The organism is uncultured Ferrimonas sp. (assembly GCF_947489035.1).
GTDB lineage: Bacteria > Pseudomonadota > Gammaproteobacteria > Enterobacterales > Shewanellaceae > Ferrimonas.
Genome location: NZ_CANLCI010000019.1, coordinates 50,298 through 75,370, shown reverse-complemented (window position 1 = coordinate 75,370; position 25,073 = coordinate 50,298). Strand labels below are relative to the sequence as shown.

At 55.7% G+C, this 25,073-nt stretch carries 24 protein-coding genes; 13 read left to right on the top strand and 11 right to left on the bottom strand.

Annotation, left to right across the window (positions count from 1 at the left end):
• Positions 1-313 precede the first annotated feature (313 nt).
• On the bottom strand, positions 314-1,699 hold the full coding sequence (gene nrfA, locus Q0796_RS12475) for an ammonia-forming cytochrome c nitrite reductase (RefSeq protein ID WP_298443705.1): 1,386 nt from the start codon (positions 1,697-1,699) through the stop codon (positions 314-316).
• Between the two features lie 155 nt (positions 1,700-1,854).
• On the opposite strand from nrfA, the gene Q0796_RS12470 reads away from it, so the two are divergent.
• Together Q0796_RS12470 and Q0796_RS12465 are read left to right on the top strand one after the other, a co-directional pair.
• Complete coding sequence (locus Q0796_RS12470) at positions 1,855-3,543, top strand: histidine kinase (RefSeq protein WP_298443703.1); 1,689 nt, start codon at positions 1,855-1,857, stop codon at positions 3,541-3,543.
• Entirely contained in the window at positions 3,536-4,147 is a 612-nt protein-coding gene (locus Q0796_RS12465) for a response regulator (RefSeq protein WP_298443701.1), read from the top strand. The genes Q0796_RS12470 and Q0796_RS12465 overlap by 8 nt, the downstream gene beginning before the upstream one ends.
• A gap of 23 nt (positions 4,148-4,170) precedes the next feature.
• On the opposite strand, the gene Q0796_RS12460 is transcribed toward Q0796_RS12465, so the two are convergent.
• A complete protein-coding gene (locus tag Q0796_RS12460; protein WP_298443698.1) occupies positions 4,171-4,536 on the bottom strand; it encodes a YacL family protein in 366 nt (121 codons plus the stop codon).
• A 196-nt stretch (positions 4,537-4,732) separates the two neighbouring features.
• On the opposite strand from Q0796_RS12460, the gene Q0796_RS12455 reads away from it, so the two are divergent.
• Genes Q0796_RS12455 through lpoB form a run of 4 tightly spaced genes read left to right on the top strand, consistent with a single transcriptional unit; the run spans position 4,733 to position 7,430 of the window.
• Complete coding sequence (locus tag Q0796_RS12455) at positions 4,733-4,945, top strand: SlyX family protein (RefSeq protein ID WP_298443696.1); 213 nt, start codon at positions 4,733-4,735, stop codon at positions 4,943-4,945.
• 11 nt (positions 4,946-4,956) lie between these two features.
• Positions 4,957-5,472 carry a peptide deformylase gene (def, locus tag Q0796_RS12450; protein WP_298443694.1) on the top strand — a complete coding sequence of 172 codons (516 nt, stop codon included), beginning with the start codon at positions 4,957-4,959 and terminating at the stop codon, positions 5,470-5,472.
• Positions 5,463-6,809: a hypothetical protein gene (locus tag Q0796_RS12445; protein WP_298443691.1), complete on the top strand. Its 1,347-nt coding sequence runs from the start codon at positions 5,463-5,465 to the stop codon at positions 6,807-6,809. The genes def and Q0796_RS12445 overlap by 10 nt, the downstream gene beginning before the upstream one ends.
• A 24-nt stretch (positions 6,810-6,833) precedes the next feature.
• The gene (gene lpoB / locus Q0796_RS12440; RefSeq protein WP_298443688.1) at positions 6,834-7,430 is read left to right on the top strand and encodes a penicillin-binding protein activator LpoB; all 597 of its coding nucleotides are present in this window, start codon (positions 6,834-6,836) and stop codon (positions 7,428-7,430) included.
• A gap of 72 nt (positions 7,431-7,502) precedes the next feature.
• On the opposite strand, the gene Q0796_RS12435 is transcribed toward lpoB, so the two are convergent.
• The gene (locus tag Q0796_RS12435) at positions 7,503-7,691 is read right to left on the bottom strand and encodes a YheV family putative zinc ribbon protein (protein ID WP_298443685.1); all 189 of its coding nucleotides are present in this window, start codon (positions 7,689-7,691) and stop codon (positions 7,503-7,505) included.
• 70 nt (positions 7,692-7,761) lie between these two features.
• Between Q0796_RS12435 and Q0796_RS12430 the strand changes: the two genes are divergently transcribed.
• From Q0796_RS12430 to crp, 7 genes are all read left to right on the top strand, one after another.
• The gene (locus Q0796_RS12430) at positions 7,762-9,654 is read left to right on the top strand and encodes an ATP-binding cassette domain-containing protein (protein WP_298443683.1); all 1,893 of its coding nucleotides are present in this window, start codon (positions 7,762-7,764) and stop codon (positions 9,652-9,654) included.
• A complete protein-coding gene (locus Q0796_RS12425) occupies positions 9,651-10,142 on the top strand; it encodes a TIGR02444 family protein (RefSeq protein ID WP_298443679.1) in 492 nt (163 codons plus the stop codon). The genes Q0796_RS12430 and Q0796_RS12425 overlap by 4 nt, the downstream gene beginning before the upstream one ends.
• Before the next feature lie 223 nt (positions 10,143-10,365).
• Entirely contained in the window at positions 10,366-11,325 is a 960-nt protein-coding gene (locus Q0796_RS12420; RefSeq protein WP_298443678.1) for a hydrolase, read from the top strand.
• Positions 11,326-11,371: 46 nt separating this feature from the next.
• Complete coding sequence (locus tag Q0796_RS12415) at positions 11,372-12,325, top strand: DUF3187 family protein (protein WP_298443675.1); 954 nt, start codon at positions 11,372-11,374, stop codon at positions 12,323-12,325.
• Between the two features lie 52 nt (positions 12,326-12,377).
• Positions 12,378-12,641: a YheU family protein gene (locus tag Q0796_RS12410; protein ID WP_298443674.1), complete on the top strand. Its 264-nt coding sequence runs from the start codon at positions 12,378-12,380 to the stop codon at positions 12,639-12,641.
• 26 nt (positions 12,642-12,667) lie between these two features.
• Positions 12,668-13,576 (top strand): phosphoribulokinase, encoded by a 909-nt coding sequence (locus Q0796_RS12405; RefSeq protein ID WP_298443672.1) that lies wholly within the window; start codon positions 12,668-12,670, stop codon positions 13,574-13,576.
• Positions 13,577-13,743: 167 nt separating this feature from the next.
• A complete protein-coding gene (crp, locus tag Q0796_RS12400) occupies positions 13,744-14,379 on the top strand; it encodes a cAMP-activated global transcriptional regulator CRP (protein WP_298443669.1) in 636 nt (211 codons plus the stop codon).
• Between the two features lie 70 nt (positions 14,380-14,449).
• Here the strand turns inward: crp and Q0796_RS12395 are convergent, their stop codons facing one another.
• From Q0796_RS12395 to ispB, 8 genes are all read right to left on the bottom strand, one after another.
• Positions 14,450-15,250: a DUF1338 domain-containing protein gene (locus tag Q0796_RS12395; RefSeq protein ID WP_298443667.1), complete on the bottom strand. Its 801-nt coding sequence runs from the start codon at positions 15,248-15,250 to the stop codon at positions 14,450-14,452.
• 63 nt (positions 15,251-15,313) lie between these two features.
• Positions 15,314-16,777 (bottom strand): succinylglutamate-semialdehyde dehydrogenase, encoded by a 1,464-nt coding sequence (gene astD / locus Q0796_RS12390; RefSeq protein WP_298443664.1) that lies wholly within the window; start codon positions 16,775-16,777, stop codon positions 15,314-15,316.
• Between the two features lie 14 nt (positions 16,778-16,791).
• On the bottom strand, positions 16,792-17,802 hold the full coding sequence (gene astA, locus Q0796_RS12385) for an arginine N-succinyltransferase (protein WP_298443661.1): 1,011 nt from the start codon (positions 17,800-17,802) through the stop codon (positions 16,792-16,794).
• A gap of 13 nt (positions 17,803-17,815) precedes the next feature.
• On the bottom strand, positions 17,816-19,033 hold the full coding sequence (locus Q0796_RS12380; protein WP_298443658.1) for an aspartate aminotransferase family protein: 1,218 nt from the start codon (positions 19,031-19,033) through the stop codon (positions 17,816-17,818).
• 314 nt (positions 19,034-19,347) lie between these two features.
• Positions 19,348-20,436 carry a hypothetical protein gene (locus Q0796_RS12375; RefSeq protein WP_298443656.1) on the bottom strand — a complete coding sequence of 363 codons (1,089 nt, stop codon included), beginning with the start codon at positions 20,434-20,436 and terminating at the stop codon, positions 19,348-19,350.
• Positions 20,437-20,467: 31 nt separating this feature from the next.
• Positions 20,468-22,900 (bottom strand): prolyl oligopeptidase family serine peptidase, encoded by a 2,433-nt coding sequence (locus Q0796_RS12370; protein WP_298443654.1) that lies wholly within the window; start codon positions 22,898-22,900, stop codon positions 20,468-20,470.
• A gap of 106 nt (positions 22,901-23,006) precedes the next feature.
• Complete coding sequence (locus tag Q0796_RS12365) at positions 23,007-23,594, bottom strand: aminodeoxychorismate/anthranilate synthase component II (RefSeq protein ID WP_298443651.1); 588 nt, start codon at positions 23,592-23,594, stop codon at positions 23,007-23,009.
• A 267-nt stretch (positions 23,595-23,861) separates the two neighbouring features.
• Complete coding sequence (gene ispB / locus Q0796_RS12360) at positions 23,862-24,833, bottom strand: octaprenyl diphosphate synthase (protein WP_298443648.1); 972 nt, start codon at positions 24,831-24,833, stop codon at positions 23,862-23,864.
• Positions 24,834-25,073 lie beyond the last annotated feature (240 nt).

Here is a 25,073-nt window from a genome sequence, read left to right as displayed (position 1 = left end):
GCCATCGAAGCTCGCCGCAGGCGACAATAGCTACCGCGCAGCAACGCCAACAGTTAACTAATACACAGCCCAAAAAAAGGCTGTGTACCAATGACCCGCTGCGGTATCAAGGTCATTGCCGGGACCGCCCGGCGACGGGCAAGAGACTCGTCCCTTTGCAATCCCGAGCGCCTTGGAGTGACGCTGATTCTCCAAACTTAGCCTCGTTCTCGCCGCATTACGTTGCAGCAACGCCCACAGTTAACGAATACACAGCCAAAAAAAGGGCTGCAATGCAGCCCTTGAGGGAACGGTGAATGCTCGCGGTGGTTGGTTACTTGTCGTCACCACCATATTTGTTGTTGTAGGCCTCATCCCATTTCGGCGCGACGTTTTGCAAGAAGCGCGCTTTGTCGGCTTCCAGCTTGTCCATGTCTAAGCCGATGGCTGCTTGCGCTGCGGCCTTGGTCGAGATGTCTGGAATGGCCACCACGTCGGTGTTGCCGTGCTTAGCCAGAATGCGCGCCAAGCTGGCACGGGCGTCGGCACTGCGTTCTAACGAGGTGGCTAACAAACGTAACGCCTCGGCGGGGTTGTGCATGTGGATGCCGTGAGAGGCGATGGCCATATCCCAGCGCCACTGGGCATGGCGAATGGCCGTGAGCGAGGTGTTCATCTCGGCTTCGGTCGCGCCAGCATCCCACGCCGCTTTCGCTTCAAAGTGGGCGTGCACCAGCTGCTTTTCTGCCTTGAGCTTGGCATCGGTCACCATCGACTTGTAGTTGGCCACTACCGCTTCAAGATCCTCTTTACTTTGGCTGTGGCAGCGGGCGCAGGTGAACTCAAACTGATCAAACGGGTTACCAACGTTGTGATCGGTGTATTTACGCCCTTTTTCATTCGTTACCCGCGGCATGTGGCAATCGGTACAAGAAACATTATTGCGCCCGTGGGTACCGGCGGTGGTGGTTTCAAAGCCCGGGTGCTGAGCTTTTAGCATGGGGGCTTTAGAGAGGCCGTGGGTCCAATCTTTAAAGCCGATGCTGTCGTAGTATTTCTCGATGTCGTCGGCTTGGGTGCCCATGTCCCAAGGGAATTTGACGAACTTCGTGTCTTTCTCGAAGTAGTACTCTACGTGGCACTGGGAACAGACCATGGTCTGCTTTTGCGATTTCGTGGCGGTTTTCCATTCCCAGCCAATGGTGTCCATGGCCCGCTGGGCAAAGGGCACGCTGATGCGCAAGCGGGTGTTGTTGTCGTGGCAGTTACCACAACCGATCTGGTTGTTGATCTCATCGCCATTACGAGCCCACTTGCCGGTGAAGTAATCTTCTTCGCCGTTGGTGTCGATGTAGCGCGGCACGTCGGGGGATTTACACGACCAACAGGCCATTGGCATCGGCCCATCCTCTTTGCCGGTGGGGCCACCGGTTCTGAGGGTATTGCGGATGTCGGTTATGGTGTAGTGGTGGCCTCGGGCTTTGTTGTAATCCTTAGAGAAACCGTAGCCCGCCCACAGCACCACTAAGTTGGGATCGTCGGCCAGCACATCGAACACTTCGGTGCTTTCACTGGTTTTCATCCACGATTGGTGTTGTTTCTTAAAGCGGGAAAACTTGTCGTTATCGGCTTCGGTTATCTGGGCGGCACTGGCATTAAAAGCGACAGTTAGCAGCGCCGTTAGCATCGCCGCGATAGGGCGGATCAGCGGGTTCCTCATCATCATCATCCTTATTCTTAGTAACAGTCCCTATCTAATCTAGCCAATATTGACAGTTGTTCCATTCTGGTTTGAGTTCGCAGTTTTAATGGTTGATGCTAGGCAGAGCACATCCGCAGCGGCACAATGCCGCAACATTTCAGATGAACATGCCCATGTCTAGAAAGCTTTCCCTTGGCCGCAGTGTGGCTCTTACGATGATCACCGTACTGATTTGCGTTAGCTTGCAAGCCAGTGTTGGGCTGATCGCGGCGGTATACAGCATTGGCGACGGGCGAGCGATCAATTACGCCGGTTCATTGCGGATGCGCTCTTACCAGCTGCTTTTTATTGCCAACTCCGGTTCGACCGAACTGCCCCATAAACTCGATCAATTTGAACTGGTGCTGCACGCGCTGGAGGGCAACTTAGCCACCCAGCGGCTGTTACCACAATCGCTGCAACATCGATTTCACCAAGTGGAAAGCCGCTGGGATGTGATGCGGCAACGGATCGAATCGGGCCGAATTCGCAGCTACGTTGAGGAGCTGCGCCCGTTTGTGGATGAAATTGATGGCTTTGTGCGGGCACTGGAAGAGTACGCCCGTAAGAAATTGGTGCTGTTGTTGGCCAGCCAGTTGGCGGCGATTGTGCTGATATTGCTGCTGTCGGCCATGGCGTTTCGGTATGTGCGGCGGCAGATCCTCTTGCCACTGCAGCAGTTGGAAAAGAACGCGGAAAAAATGGCGGCGGGGGATTTTAATTTCAGCTCTCCTACGTCGAAATTCCGTGAGCTGTCCACCTTTGGCCACACCATGACCAGCGCCGGTCGTCAGCTTAATAGCCTCTATCAGCGGCTGGCGGATCGGGTTGAAGCGCAGGATCTGGCCTTAAAGCAAGCCCACTTGAATCTAACGTTTTTGTACGATGCCGCCTTTGAGCTGCACGCCCTGCCGGTGCATGTTGACACCATTGGCACCAGCTTACAGGCGCTGAGGTTACACACTGGCGCGAACATGGTGTTGCTGGAAATCGATGACAACAGCGAGCAACGTTGGCAATTTGGCCCCAGCTTAGAGCCCAGCCAACGCATTGTGTTGCCACCGCAGCATGGGATCAGCGGTAGGCTGTTGATCAGCCATACAACTACAGTAGATAAAGAGCTGTTACACAGTTTTGCCTTGCTGATGAGCCAAACGCTGCGCAGCCAGCAAGACGCGGAACAACGTGCCCAGATGGGGCTGATGGAAGAGCGAGCGGTGATCGCCCGTGAGTTGCACGATTCCTTAGGGCAACTGCTGGCGTACATGAAAATTCAGCTGAGCCTGTTAAAGCGCGCCACCAAAGGCGGCCAACAAGAAGCCATCAGCGATGCCACCGAAGCGCTGCAAGAATCGATCGATATGGCCTATAAACAGCTGCGCGAGCTGCTGAGTACCTTCCGCTTGCAGCTGGTGGCGGCGGATCTGCAACAGGCGCTGGAAAGCATGGTACAGCAGCTGCAACCGCGCACCGAAGCGCAACTGCAGCTGGATTATCAGCTGCCCAAAATCACCTTAGAGGCCAACCGCCAAGTGCATCTGTTACAGTTGCTGCAAGAGGCGGTGGTGAATGCCATTAAGCATGCCGGGGCCAGCAACATCGCGATCCGTGGTTATAGCCAGCAAGGCGAGCACCTGCTGCAAGTTGAAGACAACGGCAGCGGCATGGCGGTAGATAAAGATTTAACGGGCCATTTTGGCTTAGGCATTATGCGAGAACGCGCGCGCAGCATGGGCGCGCAGTTATCAATCAGTAATAGTGAGCGTGGTGGTGTCTGTGTCACAGTGCGACTGCGTGAAACTCAGGAGAAAACATATGGCTGACACGTGGTCGGTACTTTTGGTGGATGATCATCCATTGCTGCGCCGGGGCGTGGCGCAACTGCTGAACAGCGAACCGCATTTTGATGTGGCGTGGCAAGCGGGTACCGGTGCTGAAGCGTTGGTCTGTTTGGATCAGGCCCAGCCTGATCTGGTGCTGCTGGATCTGAACATGCAGCCGATGTCTGGTTTGGATGTGCTGCAAGCGATCCGCCAGCGGGGCAACGACGTCAAAGTGGTGATGTACAGTGTTTCGGACAACCCACGGGAAGTGGAAGCGGTGTTAAGCGCTGGCGCCGATGGCTTTTTGGTGAAAGACATCGATCCCGAGGAGTTGCTGTCGTCACTGCAGCGAGTGATGGGCGGGGAACGCACCATTACCCCGCGGATCGCGCAGTCGCTGCAAGAGTGTGAGCACTGGGATAAAGATCTGACGCCGCGCGAGAAAGAGATCGCCCAGTTGATTGGCGTTGGCCGCAGCAACAAAGCGATTGGTGAAGAGCTGTTCATCAGCGAAGGCACCGCCAAGGTGCACGTGAAAAATCTGCTGCGCAAAACCGGTTGCAGCAGCCGCGTTGAACTGGCTTTGATGGTCAACCAAGGCTAACGGCGGCGACAGTCACTCGGGCGTTAATAGCGCCCTTGCAAAAACTCTCCCCAACAGTGCAGCAGATGCTCAAAATCATCTAAGCCACAGCAGGCTTCGCTTTCGGCATCGTACAGTTCCAGATCGGGATCGGTTAACTGCTCATGTTGATGCAGTAGGTGATCCTGTACCAACACTTCACCGGCGGCGATGGTGAGGGTTTGCTCGCGGCCTTCGTGGCGCAGCGGCACCTGTTCGCTAAACCCACCGGCGGCAATTTGCGCCCTGAGCGCGTTAATGGCCGCCACGGTGGCTAATTCGTCGTTGATGAAACGGGCGAGCGCTTCATGGCCCATCGACAACTCTAACTGAGCGATGCCGCCCAGCTCTCGTCGAAATTCAAACTCCATGGGGATCCTGTAATTACTGACTGCTACTGCAGACATTGTAACTCAGGGCGGCATTGGTCAGGATCGGCAATCACTCGCGTCCGGTCACAACCGGCGATATTATCAACGGCGGCTCGCAGTGGGCGCGAACAAAACAGCACTTGCGTGAAAAGTCGGTACACTTGGGGCAACGCTCCATCAAGCAGTAGGAACAACAATGAAAGAGTTAGGCGATCGCCTGATCGATTTAGAAACCAAGGTGGCCTACCAAGATGGCATCATTGAGCAGCTCAATGATACTGTGATTGAACTTAATGCCATGATTGCCAAACAGGCTGAGCAGATCCGCCTGTTGGCTGAGCGAGTTAAGTCGATGCCGCAAGGCGACAATATGGATGGTGGCGATGAAGCGCCGCCACCACACTATTAACGGAGCCAACCTTGAATAACAACATCGCCCAATTGGGTGAACCCGTATTGGGTGAAGTGGCCACCTATGTGCGTGAGTTTGGCCCAGAGCTTGCGGAACTGGTTGAGCGAATGATGACGGAGATGGAGCGAGCCAATGGCATTGGCATCGCGGCTCCGCAGATTTTTGCCAGCCAGCGGGTGGCGATCATCGCTTCTCGCCCCAGCGAACGCTACCCCGATGCGCCGCACATGGAACCACTGGTGATGGTGAACCCGGAGATGCTGACCCACGGCAGCACCGAGCAGGTGGGCTGGGAAGGGTGCTTATCGGTGCCAGGGATCCGCGGCAAGGTGCGACGTTACTGCGACATCGGCATTGCTTATCAAGATCTTAATGGTGAAGCCAAAAGCGTCGAACTGAGCGGCTTTTTGGCTCGCATTGCCTTGCACGAATTGGATCACCTGGATGGCAAAACCTTCATTGATAAAGTGGAGTCACGTCGCGATCTTATCGCCGGCACGGTATGGGAACAGCAATGCCGTTAAGCCTGAGCGGGCGCAGTCTGTTGGTGGCACTGTGTTTGGTGCTGCTGGGTGGCTGTGCCAGTTCCAGTTTGTTTGTGCCTTATCCGGCGCGGTTTGCCCAAGTCAGCCAGCAAGAGGAGCCGGCCCAAGCGCTGAGCCAATTAAGCGCTGGGCTCAGTGGTGGCGATCAACTGCTGTACGCGCAAGAGTCTGGCCGTGTAGCGGCACTGGCTGGCGATTTCGCCGCCAGCATCAACTTCTATCAACAAGCACAGCGCCGTTATCAGCAATACGACTGGAAGGCGTTGGTGTCGTTGTCTGATCTGGGCAGCCAAGCCCTTGGCGCCACGGTATCGGATAACCTGATCCCCTATCGCGGCCAAGCTTACGAGCGGGTACTGCTGCATCAGCAACAATCACTGAATTACCTGTGGCAGGGGCAGCTCGATGACGCCTTGGTTGAGGTACGTCTTGCCAACCAAGCCCAACAACTGGCCCAGCAAGCTTATGGCGAAGCGTTGCACAGCAACAAGGCGCTGCAAAGTGGGCGCATTGATGCCGAACTTAGCGCCTTAGATAAGGCCGCAGGGCAGGCGCCAGACTCCTTTATTAATCCCTACGTGCTGTTCAGTAATGCGGCGTTGTACGATGCCGCCGGACTGAGCAACGACGCCTTGGTGGATCTGCGCCAAGCGTTGCAGCTGCAACCCAGCAACCCGGTGCTGCAGCGTGAATTTGTGCGCTTAAGCTGCCAACTGCACATTGATTGCGCCAGCGCCGAGCAGCGTTTTGGCCCCGTCATGCCGATGGGCGTCAATGATGGCCGAGTGGTGTTATTGCATGAAAGCGGCCAAGTTGCCGCTAAGCAGACCTTCTGGCTGCCGTTTCATTGGGATAGCAACTATCAGCAAATCGCGATGCCTTACTACTACCCGCGTCAGGCACTGCCGCCACAGCAGATCACGCTGGCACAGCAATCGTTGCCACTGGCGCGGTTGGTGCAGTTTGATGCGTTGGCCGCGCGGTCGCTGCGCGAGCAATACCCATTTTTACTGGCACGGCAAGCGATTCGAGTCGCCACCAAGCACAATGGCAATCGCTGGGCACAGCAAGCGGGTGGTGATTTAGGTGGGGTGGCGATGCAGATCTTTAATGTGCTGACCGAGCAAGCCGATCGCCGCAGCTGGCTGTCGTTGCCGCAGCAAGCCTCGGGCTGGAGCGGCGCCTTGGCCGCCGGCCAGTACCAATTAACCGTGGGCAGCCACAGCAGCACCATCAAGGTCGCAGCAGGGCGCACCACCATTGTCTGGATCGCCGACAGTGGCGTTTGGACACAAATCCAATCACAATTGCTTTAACTATTTGGCCTAAGGGAGTCTGACATGAACCGAATAAAACTGACGCTGGCATTGATGCTGGCAGTAACCATCAGCGGCTGTGCGTCCAAGGTGGAGTACAAAGACGTGACCGAAGTAGAAACCGTCGACGTAAGTTTTGGCTCCAGTGATCTGCAGGCGGTTGCCAGCAAGATGGTTGATTCGATGATGACCACCCCATCGGTACAAGTATTAACGGCCAACGGCCAGCGCCCCATCCTGTTTGTGGATCGGGTCAGCAACAAAACCTCAGAGCACATTGATACCGAATCGATCAGCGACACCATCAGCACCCAATTACTGCGCAGTGGTCAGTTTCGTTTTATTGATATGACTCGGGTTGATGCAGTCCGCAAACAGCTGGATTACCAGAATCATTCCGGCTTAGTGGATCCAAGCAAAGCGATCCAGTTTGGCCGTCAGGTGGGGGCGCAATACATGCTGTACGGCAACCTCTCTAGCATTGTGAAGCAAGATGGCTCGACGAAAGATGTGTACTACAAGATGACCATGCGCTTGATGGATCTGGATTCGGGCCTGATTGAATGGGCCGACGAAAAACAGCTGCGTAAGCAAAAGAGCCGTTCGCTGTTGGGGCTGTAACCTTCGCGGTGACGCACAACAACCAAGGGGCCGCACAGGCCCCTTGGTTGTTGTTGGCTTAGTGGCGGCGGATCATTCCGGTTTAAAGACCCCAATCACATCGCCACTGGCCTGTTTTTCCGCCGCATCCGAGCCTTGATGCTTGCGATAACCACAACTAACGCACTCCATCACTTCAACGTTATTTTCCAGATACAGCATGATGCTGTCCTTATCACTGCACTTAGGGCAGGTTGCCCCGGCTATAAAGCGTTTACGCATGGTGCTACTACTCCCTTGTTGCGCCGAAATCCGCTATCATCCGGCCACTTTTCCCTATTTGATGGTCCTTATGATAACCCTGGATAAAGTACAACTCATCCGTGGCGGCAAACGTTTGTTAGAAAACGCCAGTTTGACTGTCTTTCCAGGCCACAAAGTGGCCTTAGTCGGTGCCAACGGCGCCGGTAAATCCAGCCTGTTTGCCCTGCTGATGGGTGAATATGGCGTTGACGCCGGCAATTGCCAAGTGCCGAAAGATTGGCGTATGGCTGCGGTGGCGCAGGAAACCCCGGCACTGGATCGCAGTGCGGTGGATTACGTGATGGACGGCGATCAACGTTACCGTGAGTTAGAGCGCGAACTGCACGATGCCCAAGAAGATGGCGACGGCAAACGCATCGGTAATGCCCACGATGCGTTCGAACGCTACCACGGTTATCAAGTGCCAGCACAAGCGGCAGAGCTGTTAAGCGGCTTAGGGTTTGATCAAGACGGTCAGCAGCGGCCAGTGAAAGCGTTTTCTGGTGGTTGGCGCATGCGCTTGAACTTGGCGCGGGCGCTGTTGATCCCTTCGGATCTGTTGCTACTGGATGAACCCACCAACCACTTGGATCTGGATACCCTGATCTGGCTAGAGCAATGGCTGAAACGCTATCAGGGCACCTTGCTGTTGATCAGTCACGATCGCGACTTCCTGGATGAAGTGGCCGCGGAAGTGGTGCACCTAGAACAGCAACAGTTGCACCATTACCAAGGCAACTACAGCCAGTTTGAGCGGCAGCGAGCCGAGCGGCTTGCCCAGCAGCAAGCGGCCTTTGATAAGCAGCAGCGTGAAAAAGATCACATGCAAAGCTTTGTGGATCGTTTTCGCGCCAAAGCCAGTAAAGCCAAGCAGGCGCAAAGCCGATTAAAGGCGCTGGAAAAGCTGACGCTATCTGCGCCGGGCCATGCGGATTCCCATTTCCACATGGCGTTTCGCGAACCCAGTGCGTTGCCCTCGCCGTTGCTGCAGATGGATCAGATCCAAGGCGGCTACGGCGATGTGGTGGTGTTGAATCAGATCAAACTGAATTTGGTGCCCGGCAGTCGCATTGGTTTGCTGGGGCGTAATGGCGCCGGTAAATCCACCCTGATTAAGATGCTCAGTGGCGACTTAGCGCCACAGGCGGGGGAATTGAAGTTGGCGCAAGGGGTCAAAATTGGCTACTTCGCGCAGCATCAGTTAGAGCTGCTGCGACTGGATGACAGCCCATTAGATCACTTAGTGCGCTTAGCGCCAGAGGCCAAAGAGCAAGAGCTGCGTAACTTTTTAGGTGGCTATGGCTTCGCTGGTGATCGCGCCTTAGAGCCGGTGCGGCCATTTTCCGGTGGCGAGAAAGCACGCTTGGTGTTGGCACTGTTGGTGTGGCAAAAGCCGAACTTACTGTTGTTGGATGAACCCACCAACCACTTAGATCTGGAGATGCGCCATACCCTAACCATGGCGCTGCAAGGCTTTGAAGGCGCCTTGGTGGTGGTCTCGCACGATCGCCACCTGCTGCGCGCCACCTGCAGTGATTTCTATCTGGTGGACGCCGGTAAAGTGGCCGACTTTGGCGGTGATCTGGATGATTACTATCAGTGGTTACTGAACCAACAAGCCACGGGCACCAGCAAAACTGGCGACAGCGTTAGCGTTGATCGCAAAGCACAAAAGCGGCAGCAGGCCGAGTTGCGGCAGTTGATCTCGCCCCTGAAAAAGCGACAAGAACGCATAGACAAGGGAATGGCCAAAGCGCAGACTGAATTGGCCAATATTGAGCATACCTTGGCGGACAGTGATATCTACCAAGCCAGCAACAAAGATCAACTGACCGAGTTGTTAAAACAACGGGGCCAGTTGCAAGAGCAGCAGGAAGAATTAGAGATGGAATGGTTGGAACTGCAAGAACAGATGGAACAGATCATGGAGCAAGCGTCGTGATCACCTTGCAAGAGTTTGCTGCCTTTAGTGACAAGATCTGGAGCCAGAACCAAGCGCGTACCACCGCATTGACGCTGCAAGATCAACATCATATCGAGCCCAACCTGTTGCTGTTGGCGCTGTACTTAGAGCAGCGTCATCTTTATTTGAACGAAAGCCAATACCGGCAGTTGCAGCAGGCGCAGCAAAGTTGGGTCGACAGCATGCTGCAGCCCTATCGGCAGTTGCGTAAGCTGGCTAAGCAGAATCTGGCGGAAGGCGATTATCGGCAGATGCTCGCGGTGGAGTTGGCGCTGGAACGTCGCAGTCAGCAGTTGATCATTCGTCACCTCAATGGCGTCAGCTATGCCGAGGACGGGGATAACTTCGGTGCTTTCTTGGCATCGCAGCAGCTTGAGGTTCACCTGTTGCCCGGCACCCTACTGGAGCAACTGGGGCAGCTGTTTAGCTGCACCGAACCCAGTTTGCCGACCTACGATTTACGCTGATGAAGAACGCGAGCCTTAGGCTCGCGTTTTGTTATGTTGGCTGGGCAAAGATCCTGGCCAAAGGGGATGAGTTCGGGGCCAGTGCCGCAGCCCAAGCGCCGCTCTGTTGCCGTCCCCAAAAGTCGCCCATCGTTGTAGCTGGCATGACCACAGAATCGCCGCCTTGGAGCCCCAGCAGAATTGGCATACAGTGGTGACTTTTTATTAAGGACGGTCGCGGTATATGGATGTTGTTCCCACCTTTCAGCCCCCTCGCTTTTGGCGTAACCCTCACCTGCAAACCATCTGGCCACTGCTGTGTCGACCTCGCCGTGGGCCAACGCTTACGCGGCAGCGGTTGGAATTAAACGACGGCGACTTTATTGATCTGGATTGGTTAACGCGGCCACAGCCAAACGCGCCGCTGCTGTTGCTGATCCACGGGCTGGAAGGCAATGCCGACTCCCACTACATCCGGCGGATGCTGCTGTTGGCGCAACAACAAGCGTTGGCGGTGGTGGTGATGCATCAACGCTCTTGCTCGGGAGAGCCCAACCGCTTGCTTCGCAGCTACCACAGCGGTGCCAGTGACGATCTGGGCTTGGTGGTGGCGGCGATTAACCAGCAATATCCCCACAACCCGTTGTGGGCGGCGGGGTACTCTCTTGGTGGCAACCAGCTGGCAAAGTATCTGGGGGAGCAGGGGCGCCATAGTGGCATTGAACGCGCCGCCGTGGTGTCGCCGCCGCTGGACTTGGCGGCCTGCGCTGAGCGGATGAAAGCGGGCTTTTCGCGGGTGTATCAGCGGCGCCTGCTGAAGCAGATGCAGCAGAAAACAGTACAGAAGCTGGCGATGTTTCCCGAGTTCCAGTTGGCCCAGCCGGTGGCGCAGCTGAATACCTTTTATCGATTTGATGATGCGATCACCGCCCCAACCAATGGTTTTGTGGACGCACCGGATTACTACCGACGCGCCAGCGGCAAAGCTTATGTGGCGCAGATCCAAACCCCGACCTTGCTGCTGCACGCCTTGGATGATCCCTTTATGACCACCGCCGTCGTGCCAGAGCACCACAGCGAGGCCGTGACATTAGAGCTGCACCCGTTGGGTGGCCATGTCGGCTTTATTGCGGGCGGGTGGCCATGGGCACCGCAGTTCTATTTAGAGCCGCGTTTGTTGCGTTTTTTTCAGCAACAGCAGTAACCACCGCTACACTTTTAGTATCGGCAAAACGGCTACTAAGATCTTGATGAATCGAGTTAACTACCTTGTGTTGGGGCTGCTTGTTGGGCCATCAATGCACACCAATGCCAGCGACAGCGCCCCCTTACGTGTGCACTCGCAATCGCCCATCAGCTCCTTCTTGCTTAGCGTCAGTCCGATGCCGACGCAGTTTCAGCCAGGCTGGCAAGTGGCGGTTGATGTGCACGGCGCCAGCATCTTTGCGATGGACGCGGAATACGAGCTGGATTACTACCAAATGGAATATGGGGTAGAGGCATTTTATAGCCCGAGCCCCCGCTGGCGCTTTGGGACAGGGCTGCGCTTACTGCGCACCGATGACGCCCACTTGGATCAAATCACCCTAACCTTTCACGATCTGTTCGGCATCGATCAAAATGGCCGTGATCAGGTGCCCAAGCATCGCTTTTATGCCGCAGTACCAGCCACAGGGTTGCTGGTAACCGATTTTCAGCGCCGCACGTTGGCGCAAAAGTATCAATTCAGCGGTGCCTATCAGTGGCGGCAAAGTCCGCGCCACCGTTTATCTTCTACGGTCACCATGCAATACAACAACGCCCAAGGGCAGTGGCGAAAGGGCGGCAGTGTTGATGGCGCGGTGCAGCTGGACTATGGCTACCAGCGCAGCGGCGGTGATCAGGCGTGGCTGATGCTGGCGTTAAGTTACACCGACGCCAGCGCGGTGCTGTCGCAATCCGTACGGCAATGGTTGCCCCATCTGGGCTTGGGTTATCGCCACCATTACACCCCGCGCCACAGCGTGGTGTTTCAATATCAGCTTGGCATGGGGCCAATGACCTCGTTGGGCAGCTTTAAAGAGCCGGTGCACGAGTTCTTTGTCGGCTATCGTTATCGCCGAACGGGTTACCAACTGGATCTAACGGTGCTCGAAAACGCCAAAAATCCAGATAATTCCGCTGACTTTGGCCTAGCGGCGCGTTTTAGCTATCGCTTTCACTAGCGCCGTAACGGTTAAGCGGCGACAATGCTGGTTTTCTGTTAAGAAAGCCGTCATGTTAATTGACTTTGCTACGCTAAAATCGGCCATCGACGCCGACACCATCGACAATTTATTGCGAGAATACTTGTTAACCCAAGTGGGCGACGTAGGCTTTGACACCACCGAGGCCAACCAATTGGGCGACGCCATTGTGATGGCGCGCGCCGCCTTAGCCAAAGGCGAGTTGGTGGTGGAATACAGTGAAGACGACGACAGCATTGCCGTGCGCCGGGCCGAGGATATTATCCAACGCGACTCGCCACCCGATGCGCCATAGCTTGCTCGCCGAAAGACAGAGGGATCATGTCAGCCAAACACCCAATTATTGCGGTCACCGGTTCATCCGGCGCCGGCACCACCACCACCACCACGGCGTTTAAGCACATTTTTCGTCAGCTGGGGATCAATGCCACCTTGGTTGAAGGCGACAGCTTCCACCGCTATACCCGTGCCGAAATGGAAGTGGCGATCCGCAAAGGCAAGGAAGAGGGGCGCACCATCAGCTACTTTGGCCCCGAAGCCAATGACTTTGAGGCGTTAGAGCGTTTTTTTAACCAGTATGGTGATCAAGGGGAAGGGCAGCTGCGCCGTTACCTGCACACCTTTGACGATGCGGTGCCTTACAACCAGATGCCGGGCACCTTTACCCCTTACCAACCGCTGCCGGAAGACAGCGAGCTGCTCTATTACGAAGGGCTGCATGGGGCGGTCGTGACGGATCAATGCGATGTGGCCAGCCACGCCGATCTCTTGATTGGGATGGTGCCCATCGTCAATTTAGAGTGGATCCAAAAAATTGTTCGCGACACCAATGAGCGCGGCCACAGTCGTGAAAAAGTGATGGATTCCATCGTGCGCTCCATGGACGATTACATCGCCCACATGACCCCCCAGTTTTCGCGCACTCACATTAACTTCCAGCGTGTGCCAACGGTGGACACCTCGAACCCCTTTTCGGCCAAGGACATTCCCAGTCTGGACGAAAGTTTTGTGGTAATTCGCTTCCGAGGTGTACAAGATGTTGATTTTACCTATTATCTGCAAATGATAAGCGGTAGCTTTATGTCGAGAGTAGATACTCTGGTTGTGCCCGGCGGTAAAATGGCACTCGCAATGGAATTGATCCTGACCCCGTTGATCCGAAAATTGAAACAAACTCGGCAACAATGTTTATTGGCGGGTCAGGCGACAAATATCCAGTCAAAGGAGTAATTAGGAGCGATTGCATCGCTGTTGATACGACAACCTATGACAAAATAGCCCAGCATTTGCTGAAACTTAGATCTTGTTCAAAGTGTCGCGGTCTTTACGCCATTAACATTTACTTATAAGATTTTTAAAGAAGCCTCAAGCGACTTATACCGAAAGGAAAATTTATTATGGCGCTAATTGGTAAGCCGAAACCTGATCCAACATTGGAATGGTTCCTGTCTCATTGCCACATCCACAAGTACCCAGCCAAGAGCACCTTGATCCACGCTGGTGAAGAATCGGATACGCTGTACTACATCGTAAAAGGTTCGGTCGCGGTGCTGATCAAAGATGAAGAAGGCAAGGAGATGATCCTGTCCTACCTGAACCAAGGTGACTTCATTGGCGAACTGGGCTTGTTTGATGAGCAACCAGAACGTACCGCATGGGTACGCGCAAAGTCTCCGTGTGAAATCGCTGAGATCTCGTACAAGAAGTTCCGTCAGTTGATTCAGGTTAACCCTGATATCCTGATGAAGCTGTCTTCGCAGATGGCGAATCGCCTGCAGTCGACCTCACAGAAAGTGGGTGACTTGGCGTTCTTGGACGTTGCCGGTCGCATTGCCCAAACCTTGCTGAGCTTGGCTCGCCAACCGGATGCGATGACGCACCCAGACGGCATGCAGATTAAGATCACTCGCCAAGAGATCGGTCAGATCGTTGGCTGTTCCCGCGAAACCGTGGGCCGCATCTTGAAGATGTTGGAAGAGCAAAATCTGATCCAAGCCCATGGTAAAACCATTGTGGTCTACGGCACTCGCTAAGCAGCGATTGCCGCCAATAAAAAAGCACCCAAGGGGTGCTTTTTTTGTGGCTAAAAAATGGGGCGCACCATTATCTTGCGTCGGTTGATTCGAAAATCTTATCGGCAGACGCCGCCACAAAGCCGCTGTATAACTGGCCATCGGCCATGGGGTAGCGCTGGGCAAACTCATAGAAACAGGCTGGGATCGTTAAGCTGCCGTTGCTAAAGGTCACCGCCACCTTATCGGCTAGGGTTGAGGACTGCTCTAACAGCACCTCAGCCGATCCTTTGATTTCGCCACCGCTTTGGTTCAATGGGTAATCCGCAGCCTTTAGCGCCTCGTTCACGGCGACTAAGCTGGCAAAGCCCGGCAACTCGTTCACGTTGATGGTGAAGTGGTTGGCGCGGTAGCCAAAGGCGGCCAGCCACGCTGCGTATTCGCTCTCTTGCAGCAGCTGTTGGTAGGTTTCTAGGCTGACCTGCCACTGGGCACCGCGGTAGAGAAAATCGGGCTGCTCAGCGGCACCGGCGGGTAACTGCGCCACCATCGCTTTCGCGGCTTGCTGTACGGCGTCGCTGCACTGCTCTAACAGCAGCTCGGAGATAAACACCTTAGGGGCACTGGGATCGGTTGGGTGCTCAAAGTGGCGAGCAAACAGTTTCTTCTGCTTAAACTCATATTCCCCTTTGGCTTCATAACCCAGCGCAATAAAGTGCGCTGCCAGCTTATCTAAGCCCACCTCCGGCAGATTGAAGGTACGAAAGGCCACGTGATCGTTGATGATGGTGGCGCCTTGGCCCAGCAATTGATGGATGTCTTCAGCGCTAGGGCACTGGTGCAGGTAGTCAGCCCAAAGGGCGTCAAACAGCGTCTTGATGGTGTGAGACATGATAGATATTTCCCTTAACTATCAAAAATAAAGGCCATCAGCGTAACCGATGGCCTTGTTAACTTATTCGATGGTTAAGCCCGGTGACAGGCTGGCCGGCAGTGCGACCTTGTCGGCTTCCATCGAGGCGACCGGATAAGCGCAGTAGTCGGCGGCGTAGTATGCCGACGCACGGTGGTTGCCGCTGGCCCCAATGCCGCCAAACGGGGCGGAGCCTGCAGCCCCGGTGATCTGCTTATTCCAATTGACAATGCCAGCGCGGCTGCGCGGCAGGAAGTAATCCCACTCGGCGCGATCGTCAGCCAGCAAGCCTGCAGACAAGCCGTAACGGGTGTTATTGGCCATGGCGATGGCGTCATCAAACTCGTCGTAGCGTACCAGTTGCAGCAGCGGTCCGAAGTACTCTTCGTCTGGCAGTTGATTGATGGCGGTTACATCGATAATGCCAGGGCGAACCAAACCGGTGTCGGCTTCCAGCTGGCTGAGTGGCGTGAGAATGGTGCCCCCTAAACTGACTAAGTTGTCTTGGGCAGCCACCATGCCTTGGGCGGCGCTGGCGGAGATCATGCTGGCGATAAACGGCGCAGGTTCGGCGTTTTGTTTATCAACGATGATCGCCTCAGTGGCTTTCACCAAACGCGCGACAATTTCATCGCCTTGCTCCGTGCGAGGCACGAACAAGCGGCGGGCACAGGTACAACGCTGGCCGGAAGAGATAAAGGCCGACTGAATGATGTCGTGCACGGCCCCGCGAACGTCGCTGACTTGACGAACGATCAGCGGGTTGTTGCCGCCCATCTCGAGCGCCAAAATCTTGCCCGGCTGACCGCCGTGTTGTTGATGCAGCATGTGGCCGGTGCGGGAGGAGCCGGTAAAGAACAGGCCATCAACGTCACTGTGGCTGGCCAGCGCTTTGCCGGTGTCTACTTCGCCTTGCACCAGGTTGATCACCCCAGCGGGCAAGCCAGCGTTATGCCACAGCTTCAGCACCAACTCAGAGATCGCAGGCGTCAGTTCAGACGGTTTCAGCACCACGGCATTACCCGCCAGCAGCGCTGGCACGATGTGGCCGTTAGGCAGGTGAGCAGGGAAGTTGTAGGGGCCAAATACGGCGACCACGCCGTGGGGCTTATGGCGCAGTACGGCGCGGCCGGCCGGCAGATCGCTTTCTTTGACGCCGGTACGTTCGCGGTAAGCGCCAACACTGATGGCAATTTTACCGACCATGGCACCGGCTTCCGTGCGGGTTTCCCACAGTGGCTTGCCGGTTTCGTTGGCGATCAGCTCGGCGATCGCTTCTTTGTTTTGCTCTAGCTGTGCTTTGAACGCTTCAATCACGGCCAGACGTTTGCCCAGGCCAGACAGGTACCAGTCGAGCTGGGCGGCACGGGCGGCGGCGATGGCGGCATCAACCTGCTCGGCGCTGGCGCCGTAGCCTTGCCAAATTACTTTGTTCGTTGCGGGGTTAACCGAATGGAACTGTGGCCCTTGGCCGTCCAGCCATTGACCATTGATGTAATGAGTCATGATTTTTCCTTAATCTACAGCGACAGGATCCATAACGGATCACCCGATTGGAGCTGAAGCGCGGCGAGGGTGTCGGCCGACACCCCAACCTGATCACCGTCGAGCAACTCGACCGGGGCACGCACGACCCGATAGTTGTCGGGGCGACCATTGCTGATGATGTATTGCGCGGCACTGTCCACCACCGCGTGCAGTTGGCAATGACGCGGCTCGGACAGCTGCACCGCGCGGATCTGTTGACGCTGACACTCGACAGTGGGGCCAGCATCAAAAATGTCTACGTAGTTGCGGAAGGTAAACCCTTCGGCGCGCAGCAACGACAATGCTGGGGCGGTATTGGTGTGTACCTTGCCCACCACGCCTTGTGCGGCTTCGCTGAGCAGATTGACGTACACCGGGTGGCGCGGCATCAGTTCGGCCACAAAGCTTTTTTCGCCAATGCCCGTCAGATAATCCGCGGTGGGGAAATCGATGCCAAAGAAGTGGGTTTGCAGCCACTGCCAAAACGGCGAATCGCCGTTGTCGTCGCTGACGCCACGCATCTCGGCGATCACGGTATCGCTGAAGCGCTCGGGAAACGCCGCCATCATCAAGAAGCGGCTGCGTGAGAGAAAGCGGCCAATGTTATCGCGGCGGTACTCTGGCATTAAAAACAGGGTGCACAGCTCGCTGGCGCCGGTGTAATCGTTACACAGGGTGAGCGTTTCTACTTCGCGGCGGATCTGCAGCTTGTCAGACACGTGCACATCTTTACCCAGGCGGTAGTGGTAGAAGGCATCGTCGTGGCCAACGGCGGCGGCAATGGCGCAGGTGCCAACCACTTGGCCGTTGTCTTCCAGTACCATCAGGTAGCTTTCGCCGCCGGGCTCGGTCACGGTGCTGGCAAAGCTGCGCATCGAGGTAGTGATTTTGTTGCGCAGTAATTTTTCGTCGATCGGCAGCGAGGTAAAGCCGTGCCCCGACGCTTTGGCAATCGCCATCAGCGCCGGGTAATCGTTGGTGTGGATCGGTCGGATCACTAACATGGACACTACCTCGTTAGCCGCCAACCACTTGGGCTACCGCTTGCTCGAAGCGCGCCAAGCCTGCGTCGATGTCTTCGTCGCTGATCACCAAACTTGGGGTAAAACGCACCACGTTGGTGCCGGCCACTAAGCACATCAGACCCTGCTCGGCAGAGGCCACTAAGAAATCGCGAGCGCGGCCTTGGAATTGTTCGTTTAAGGCTGCGCCTAACAGCAGACCCATGCCGCGGACTTCGCTAAACACGTGGTACTGGGCGTTGATTTTTTCCAGCCCAGCGCGGAAACGAGCCGACTTGGCTTCCACTCCAGCCAGTACCTCTGGCGTGGTGATCACGTCCAGTACCGATTGCGCGACCGCACAAGCCAGTGGGTTGCCGCCGTAGGTGGAACCGTGGGTGCCCACTTTTAAGTGCGTTGCCAGATCGGCGGTGGTCAACATGGCGGCAATCGGGAAGCCGCCGCCTAAGCCTTTGGCTGAGGTTAAGATGTCGGGCACCACGCCGTATTTCTGGTAAGCGTACAGGTGGCCAGTACGGCCCGCGCCGGTTTGTACTTCATCAAAAATCAGTAAGGCGTTGTGCTGATCACACAAGGCCCGCACGGTTTGCAGGAACTCGTCGGAGGCAGGAATGATGCCGCCTTCGCCTTGCATTGGTTCAATCATCACCGCGCAGGTGCGATCGCTGATGGCATCACGCAAAGCGACGATGTCGTTGAACGGCAGGTGATCAATGGCGCCCGGCTTGGGGCCAAAACCGTCAGAGTAAGCCGCTTGGCCACCCACGGTGACGGTGAAGAAGGTGCGACCGTGGAAACCTTGTTTGAAGGCGATGATCTGATCTTTGCTTTCGTCAAAGCGTTCTAATGCAACACGACGGGCTAATTTCAAGGCGGCTTCGTTGGCTTCGGCGCCAGAGTTGGCGAAGTAGACGCGCTCAGCAAAAGTGTTGTCGACTAAGGTTTTGGCCAGCTTCAACGCGGGTTCGTTGGTGAACACGTTTGATAGGTGCCAGAGCTTCTGGCCCTGTTCGGTTAGGGCATTCACCATGGCAGGGTGGCAGTGGCCCAAACAGCTCACGGCGATACCACCGGCAAAGTCGATAAAGTCGCGGCCGGACTGATCCCATACCCGGCTGCCTTCGCCGCGCACTGGCACGATGGCCGCAGGGTTGTAGTTCGGTACCATTACCTCATCAAACAAGGCGCGATTTACGGTGGTTTGTTCACTCATGGCGGGTCCTCTTTCCTGTGGGGGCATCTTCTTAGTGTGATGCTTGTCTCATTTCCATTTAGCCAGCACCTTATAAAAACAAAAGGGGCGAGTCAAAACTGTGCAAACCCAGTCAGAAGCGTGTTTTTGCTTAACTATGCAGCGCCAATGGTAACGGCAATGTTGCGCCGATGTTGACGCCAAAACAAGAAGGAAAAGGGCTTGGTAGTTGGGGTTGAGCAGCGCCGTGAAAACAGCGATGACGGCGGGGGGAGTCGTTCGCCCGATCGAATGAGCGGTGTATTTATGCACATCCATGTGCGCTTGCTGCGGTTTTATGCGTGCTTATTTGTTGCGTCGGCCAGGCTTGGGTAGCTGCAACGCCACAGATTAAGCTGCTCTGGTGCCGCTAAACGGCGGCGACGCAAGGTGCTGCTGATGGTCATCAGGTGGGCGTGGGCGATCACTTCGGTGGCGTTTGAGAGCTTGTGGTAATCCCGTTGGGCCATCTCGCCAATCCAGCGTTTGTTTTGCGCTGAGAGCTGCCCTGCCATGGTTTGATAGCCCCACAGGTGTGGGCGCTGCCATTGCTTTAACAGTTGTTCGCTGGGTAAGCGCAGTTCGAAAATGGCTTGGTGGGCGATCTTTTCTCCGGCTTGGCGAGCTTGGCTTAGCCAGTTGTGTTTCAGTCGGTTAAAGCACAGTTCACCTAGGTGCAGCAGCAACATAATGTCCACCGCTTGCAGCACGGCTAAGCCTTCTGCCAAGCCTTTGCTGACGTTGAAACTCGGGGCCACCTGGCCGGCAAAGCGCTTTTGCTGCTGCACCATACGCCACAGCTTGCGCTGGCGTAACGAGGCCGGACCGTGGGGGCGCCACAGTTGAAACAGCAACCACGGCAACACCTGCTGCAGCTGCTCGATGCCAAGAAAGTTGAAGGCAAGGCGCACGTTGGTGACATCCGACGCTTGGCGTTGGCGTTGCTGGCGGTTGACGTAGCGGATCAGCGCGTTGCTGAGATCGGCCATGGCGCTCAATTGGGTAAATAAGCGATGGCGATTAACCTGAGGGCTCAGCAGCTCATCCAGCAAGTCCAGCTGACGGGGGGTGATCGGGCTGTCTTTGGTGATCAGCGCGGGCGAGGCCATTAAGCGCTCGAGCTCTTTATCAAAGTGGGCGATAAAGCGCTGTTGGCATTGGGCGATGGCCTGTTGCTGCGCCTGTTGATCGGCAATGCGCTGCTGCTGAGCAGCGCGTTCGATGGCCAGTTTGCCTTGCCAGTAGCTGTCGTCGCTCGGATCCAGCGCCGACCGGGAGACCGGCGGCGCTTCGGTGATCAAGTATTGCCAGAATCGCTCTTGCAGGGCGCCCCGATCTGATAACGGGTTTGCGGCCAGATTGGACGGGCCTGCGGCTTCGGTCACAACAATACTCCAGAGGAAAAAATAGAAAGCGCTATTTTACCTCTTGTTCGAATAAACGGAAGATCCGTCGGTACTCATCAAGCCAACTGCTTGGCTGTCGGAAACCGTGGGGTTCGATCGGGTAGATGGCGGTTTCAAACATCGGCTTCTCCAGTTCAATCAAGCGCTGCACCAACCGCACGCTGTCTTGGAAGAACACGTTATCGTCTAACACCCCAGCCATGATCAGCAGCGGCTTGGTTAACCCTTCGGCGTGGTAGATCGGCGAGCTGCGCTCGTAGGCGATGTGATCGTCCGTTGGGGTGTTCAAGATGTTGCTGGTGTAACCGTGGTTGTAGTGGGCCCAATCGGTTACTGGGCGCAGGGCTGCCCCGGCTTGGAACAGATCCGGCTGGGTAAACAGCGCCATAAAGGTCATGAAGCCGCCGTAGCTGCCGCCGTAGGTGCCCACTCGATCGCGATCGACGTTGGCGTTGGCCACCATCCAGTTCACCCCATCGGCTAAGTCTTCCACTTCCGGGTGGCCCATGTTGCGATAGATGGCAGTACGCCAATCGCGGCCATAGCCTTTAGAGCCACGGTAATCCATGTCCATTACCACGTAGCCTTGCTGACTCAGTAGGTTGTGGAACATAAATTCGCGGAAGTAGCCCGACCAACCAAAGTGAGCGTTTTGCAGATAACCGGCACCGTGGTTGAAGATCACCGCGGGGTACTGTTTGTTGGCGTCGTAGCCTTGGGGCAGATAAACCCGAGCGTAGACGGGCTCCGCTTGATGGCTGGATGGTACGGCCACCACCTGCGGGGCTTGCCATGGGTAAGCGGCAAAATCGGCGCTCACGGTATGGGTTAAACGCTGTGGCTGGTCGCCGATCACCTGAGTGTACAGTTCGGTTGGCTGGGTGCGCTGGGAATAGCCCAACAGCAACGTGGTTTCGTCAGGGCTGAGCTGGTAATCCAACATGCCTTGCAGTTGAGTTAGCTGCTCAATCTGGCCACTGCCAACATGCACGCGGAACACATTGTACTGGCCAGGATGGCTAGGGTTGGCTTTGTAGTAGATGTGCTGCTGATCTTGGCTCACGGTTAATGAACTGACCACCTGTTTGCCGCTCACCAGTGGTTGCTCGGTTTGCCCTAAGGATTGCAGGTACAGGTTGGAATAGCCGGATTGTTCCGATAAGAAGTACAGCTGTTGGCCTAACCAGCCAAATTCGTTGTGGGTGTAGTTCACCCAAGCGTCGTCGTGCAGGCGGTGTTCGGTGCTGAGTTTGCCTTGGCTTAAATCAACGGTCGCGATCCAGCGATCTTTGTTGTCGGCGGCCTCCAGCATCACCGCGACGACATCTTGGTCTTGCTGCCACACCATCGGGCTTTGCTGCCACCCCCAATCTTGCATTAAGCGGATGGTTCGCAGAGCGGGTTTACTTTGGTAGGTGTTGCCTTCGGCCTGATGGTTTTCCGCTTTAACGCTGGCCAGCACATCTTCGTTGTAGCCGCTTAATCCCTCGTAGGTTACGTCGATCTGCTGACCGCTGTGGTTATCCAATACCACTAAGCGATGGGCGGCGATTTTTGTCTCGGCAACACGGGCCCGGGCAGGAACGGCATCAACGTAACCGCTTTGGGTGACGTAGTTCGGCATGATGTCGTGTTTGGCGCGCCAGCTAATCTCTTTGTCTGCTAGGGCCAGCAACACATAACGGCCGCTGGGGGATAGCGACAGCGCCACTAAGCGTTCGCTCTCGCCCAGATAAAACGGCGCCTTAGCCATGGTGGGATCGTGCTGTTGGCGTTGCTGTTTCAAGGCCAGACGTTGGTTGGCATTGTGCTGCTGTTGCTGCAGGTAGCTGCTCAGGCGTTGCTGTTGCTTGGCCAAGTAGCTGCTGGCCTGTTGTGGTTTGGGGGCTGGGGCGAACTCAAACTGGCTGAGCAGCTTAGGTTGCGGGGCCGCGGTGTCGATGGCCCAGATCTGGTTATCGTGCCAGTAGGCCAAGCGGCCATCACTGAGCCAGCGGAAATCGTCGATGCGGCCAGCGCCAAAGGTCAGCTGGCGGATGTCGCTGCCCAGCACTTGGGCAAAGAGGTTGCCTTGGTAGAGCCAAGCTCGCTGGCCGTTGTGCCATTTGCCCGGTTGCTCGACTTGGCCCCACTGCGCGACTTCTAAGGTTTGTGGTTGGCCATCAAGCGGTTGTTGCAAGCGTGCCCGTTGCGGGCTGCCCAGCTGTTTTTGCTGGTAGAACACACTTTGGCTGTCGCTGCCCCAGTAGTAACGCTCTGGCGCGCGCCCCATCCAATCTGGATCCGCCATGATCTGTGCCAATGTTAAAGCATGGCTGGCCTGCGGTGGGGCCATTAGGGGGGCAGAGGTTGCTGTTGCGGTTGGGGTCGTATTAGGGCTGTTGGTGCCGCTGCTGGCGCAACCAGCTAGGACGACGGCTAGGGCTAGGATCCCGACTCTCATTATTATTCTTCCGTGTCTGTCGTTGTTGACGGCAGGTTATAACACGGTGAATTAATTGAGAATAGAGTCGAGGCTGCGCAAATTGTCAGCGACTGTGAGCCTGAGCTTACGCGGGCGGATTGGTGTTGATGAAATTGGCCAGCAGTTCCAGCCCTTGCTCGGTCAAAATCGACTCTGGGTGAAACTGCACCCCTTCAATGGCCAGCTGCCGATGACGCAAGCCCATGATCTGCATCTGCCCTTGCGGGGTGTGGTGCCACGCGGTGATCTCTAAGCAGGACGGCAAGGTGGCCGGATCAACCACTAACGAGTGGTAACGGGTTACTTGCAGCGGCTGCGGCAATTGGCGAAATACACCTTGGCCTTGATGCGTGATCAGGCTGGTTTTACCGTGCATCGGCTTATCAGCGCGAACCACGTTAGCGCCATAGTGCGCGGCGATGGCTTGATGACCCAAACAGACCCCTAACAGTGGGATCCGACCGGCAAAATGGGCGATCACCTCAAGGCTTAGCCCAGCCTGCTGGGGATCCTTGGGGCCGGGGGAGATCACTAGGTAACTGGGGTTAAGCGCTTCGATTTCAGCGATGCTGGTTTGATCATTACGGCGTACCACCACTTGTTGCCCGAGTTGCTGAAAATACTGCACTAGGTTGAAAGTAAAGGAGTCGTAATTATCGAGCATCAACAGCATGGTGGGATCTTAAGTGGCTTTCGGCTCGGGGATGATAGCAATCAAGGCAAAAAAAAACGCCCTTAGTGGGCGTCTTTTTTGATTGGTGTTAGTTGACGGCTAACAGCCAACCTTTGCAGGGATAATGATGAACATATTACTAGACCTGCGTTGTGGCCAAATGGTTCCCTGCGCGCGTGATTTTTTTATAAAAAACCGCATGCAGTGCTTAACACCATGAAAAACCCAGCACTTAGGCTGGGTTTTCGATGGTGCGCGGTGCTGGGATCAGTTACGACGCTGTACCGCAATGTGGGCTAAACCGATCAACGCTTGTTTAAAGTCATTGTCGGGCAGCACCGCTAACGCCGCGATGGCTTTGTCGGCCTCTTGCTCGGCGCGTTGCATGGTGTATTGCAGCGAGCCCACCTCGTTCAAGGTGGCGACAACGGCATCAACTTCATCACAGCCACTGTTTTCAATGGCGTCACGAATGCGCTTGCTGTCTTCGGGCTTGGCGTTCGCAATGGCGTGGATCAGCGGCAGCGTTGGCTTGCCTTCGGCTAAGTCATCCCCCAAGTTTTTGCCCAGTTCATCGGCGTCGGCGGTGTAATCCAGCACATCGTCAACCAATTGGAAGGCGGTGCCCAAGTAGCGACCGTAGTCGCCCATGGCACTGCTGATGGCGTCATCACAACCGGCCAGTACCGCAGGCAAATGAGTGGCCGCTTCAAACAGGCGCGCGGTCTTGCAGTAGATCACCTGCATGTAGCTGTCTTCCGTGGTATCCGGATCGTTGCAGTTCATTAACTGCAATACTTCCCCTTCGGCCAACACATTGGTGGCGTTGGCCAAATCGCGCAGCACACGCATGCTGTCGAGTTCGGTCATCATCTGGAATGAGCGGGTATAGAGGAAGTCGCCGACTAATACGCTGGCGCTGTTACCAAACAAAGCATTTGCGGTTTCGCGACCACGGCGCATGGTGGACTCATCCACCACGTCGTCGTGCAATAAGGTAGCGGTATGAATAAATTCAATGATGGCGGCCAGTTTGACGTGGAGATCGCCGCCTTGGTAATCAACGGCACGGGCGGCAAGCACCGTTAGCAGCGGGCGCAAACGCTTGCCACCACCATTGATAATGTAAAAAGACAATTGATTGATCAGGGCCACGTCACTGTGGAGCTGGTCGTAGATCATGGTATTGACCGACTGCATATCGTCGTCGGCAAGGGCACGGATGGCGTTCAGTTCCATATGGAGTTCCGAAATCTGGCTTAACTACGGGCTAAGCCTACTATGGTTATTGTTTTGCGGCCTAGCATTCTACTGAAAAAGTGACACTGAACCAGCAGCTTCACGGCTTCGTGAGATGGGATTTAGGAAAAGCAGCGATCTTTTTCTAACTTAGACTTGCCTGTTTCCTGCTCATGCCGTAGAATCCGCGCCCATTGTCAAACAGTTTTAGCCACACCCTGAGTGCAACTATATTAAGCA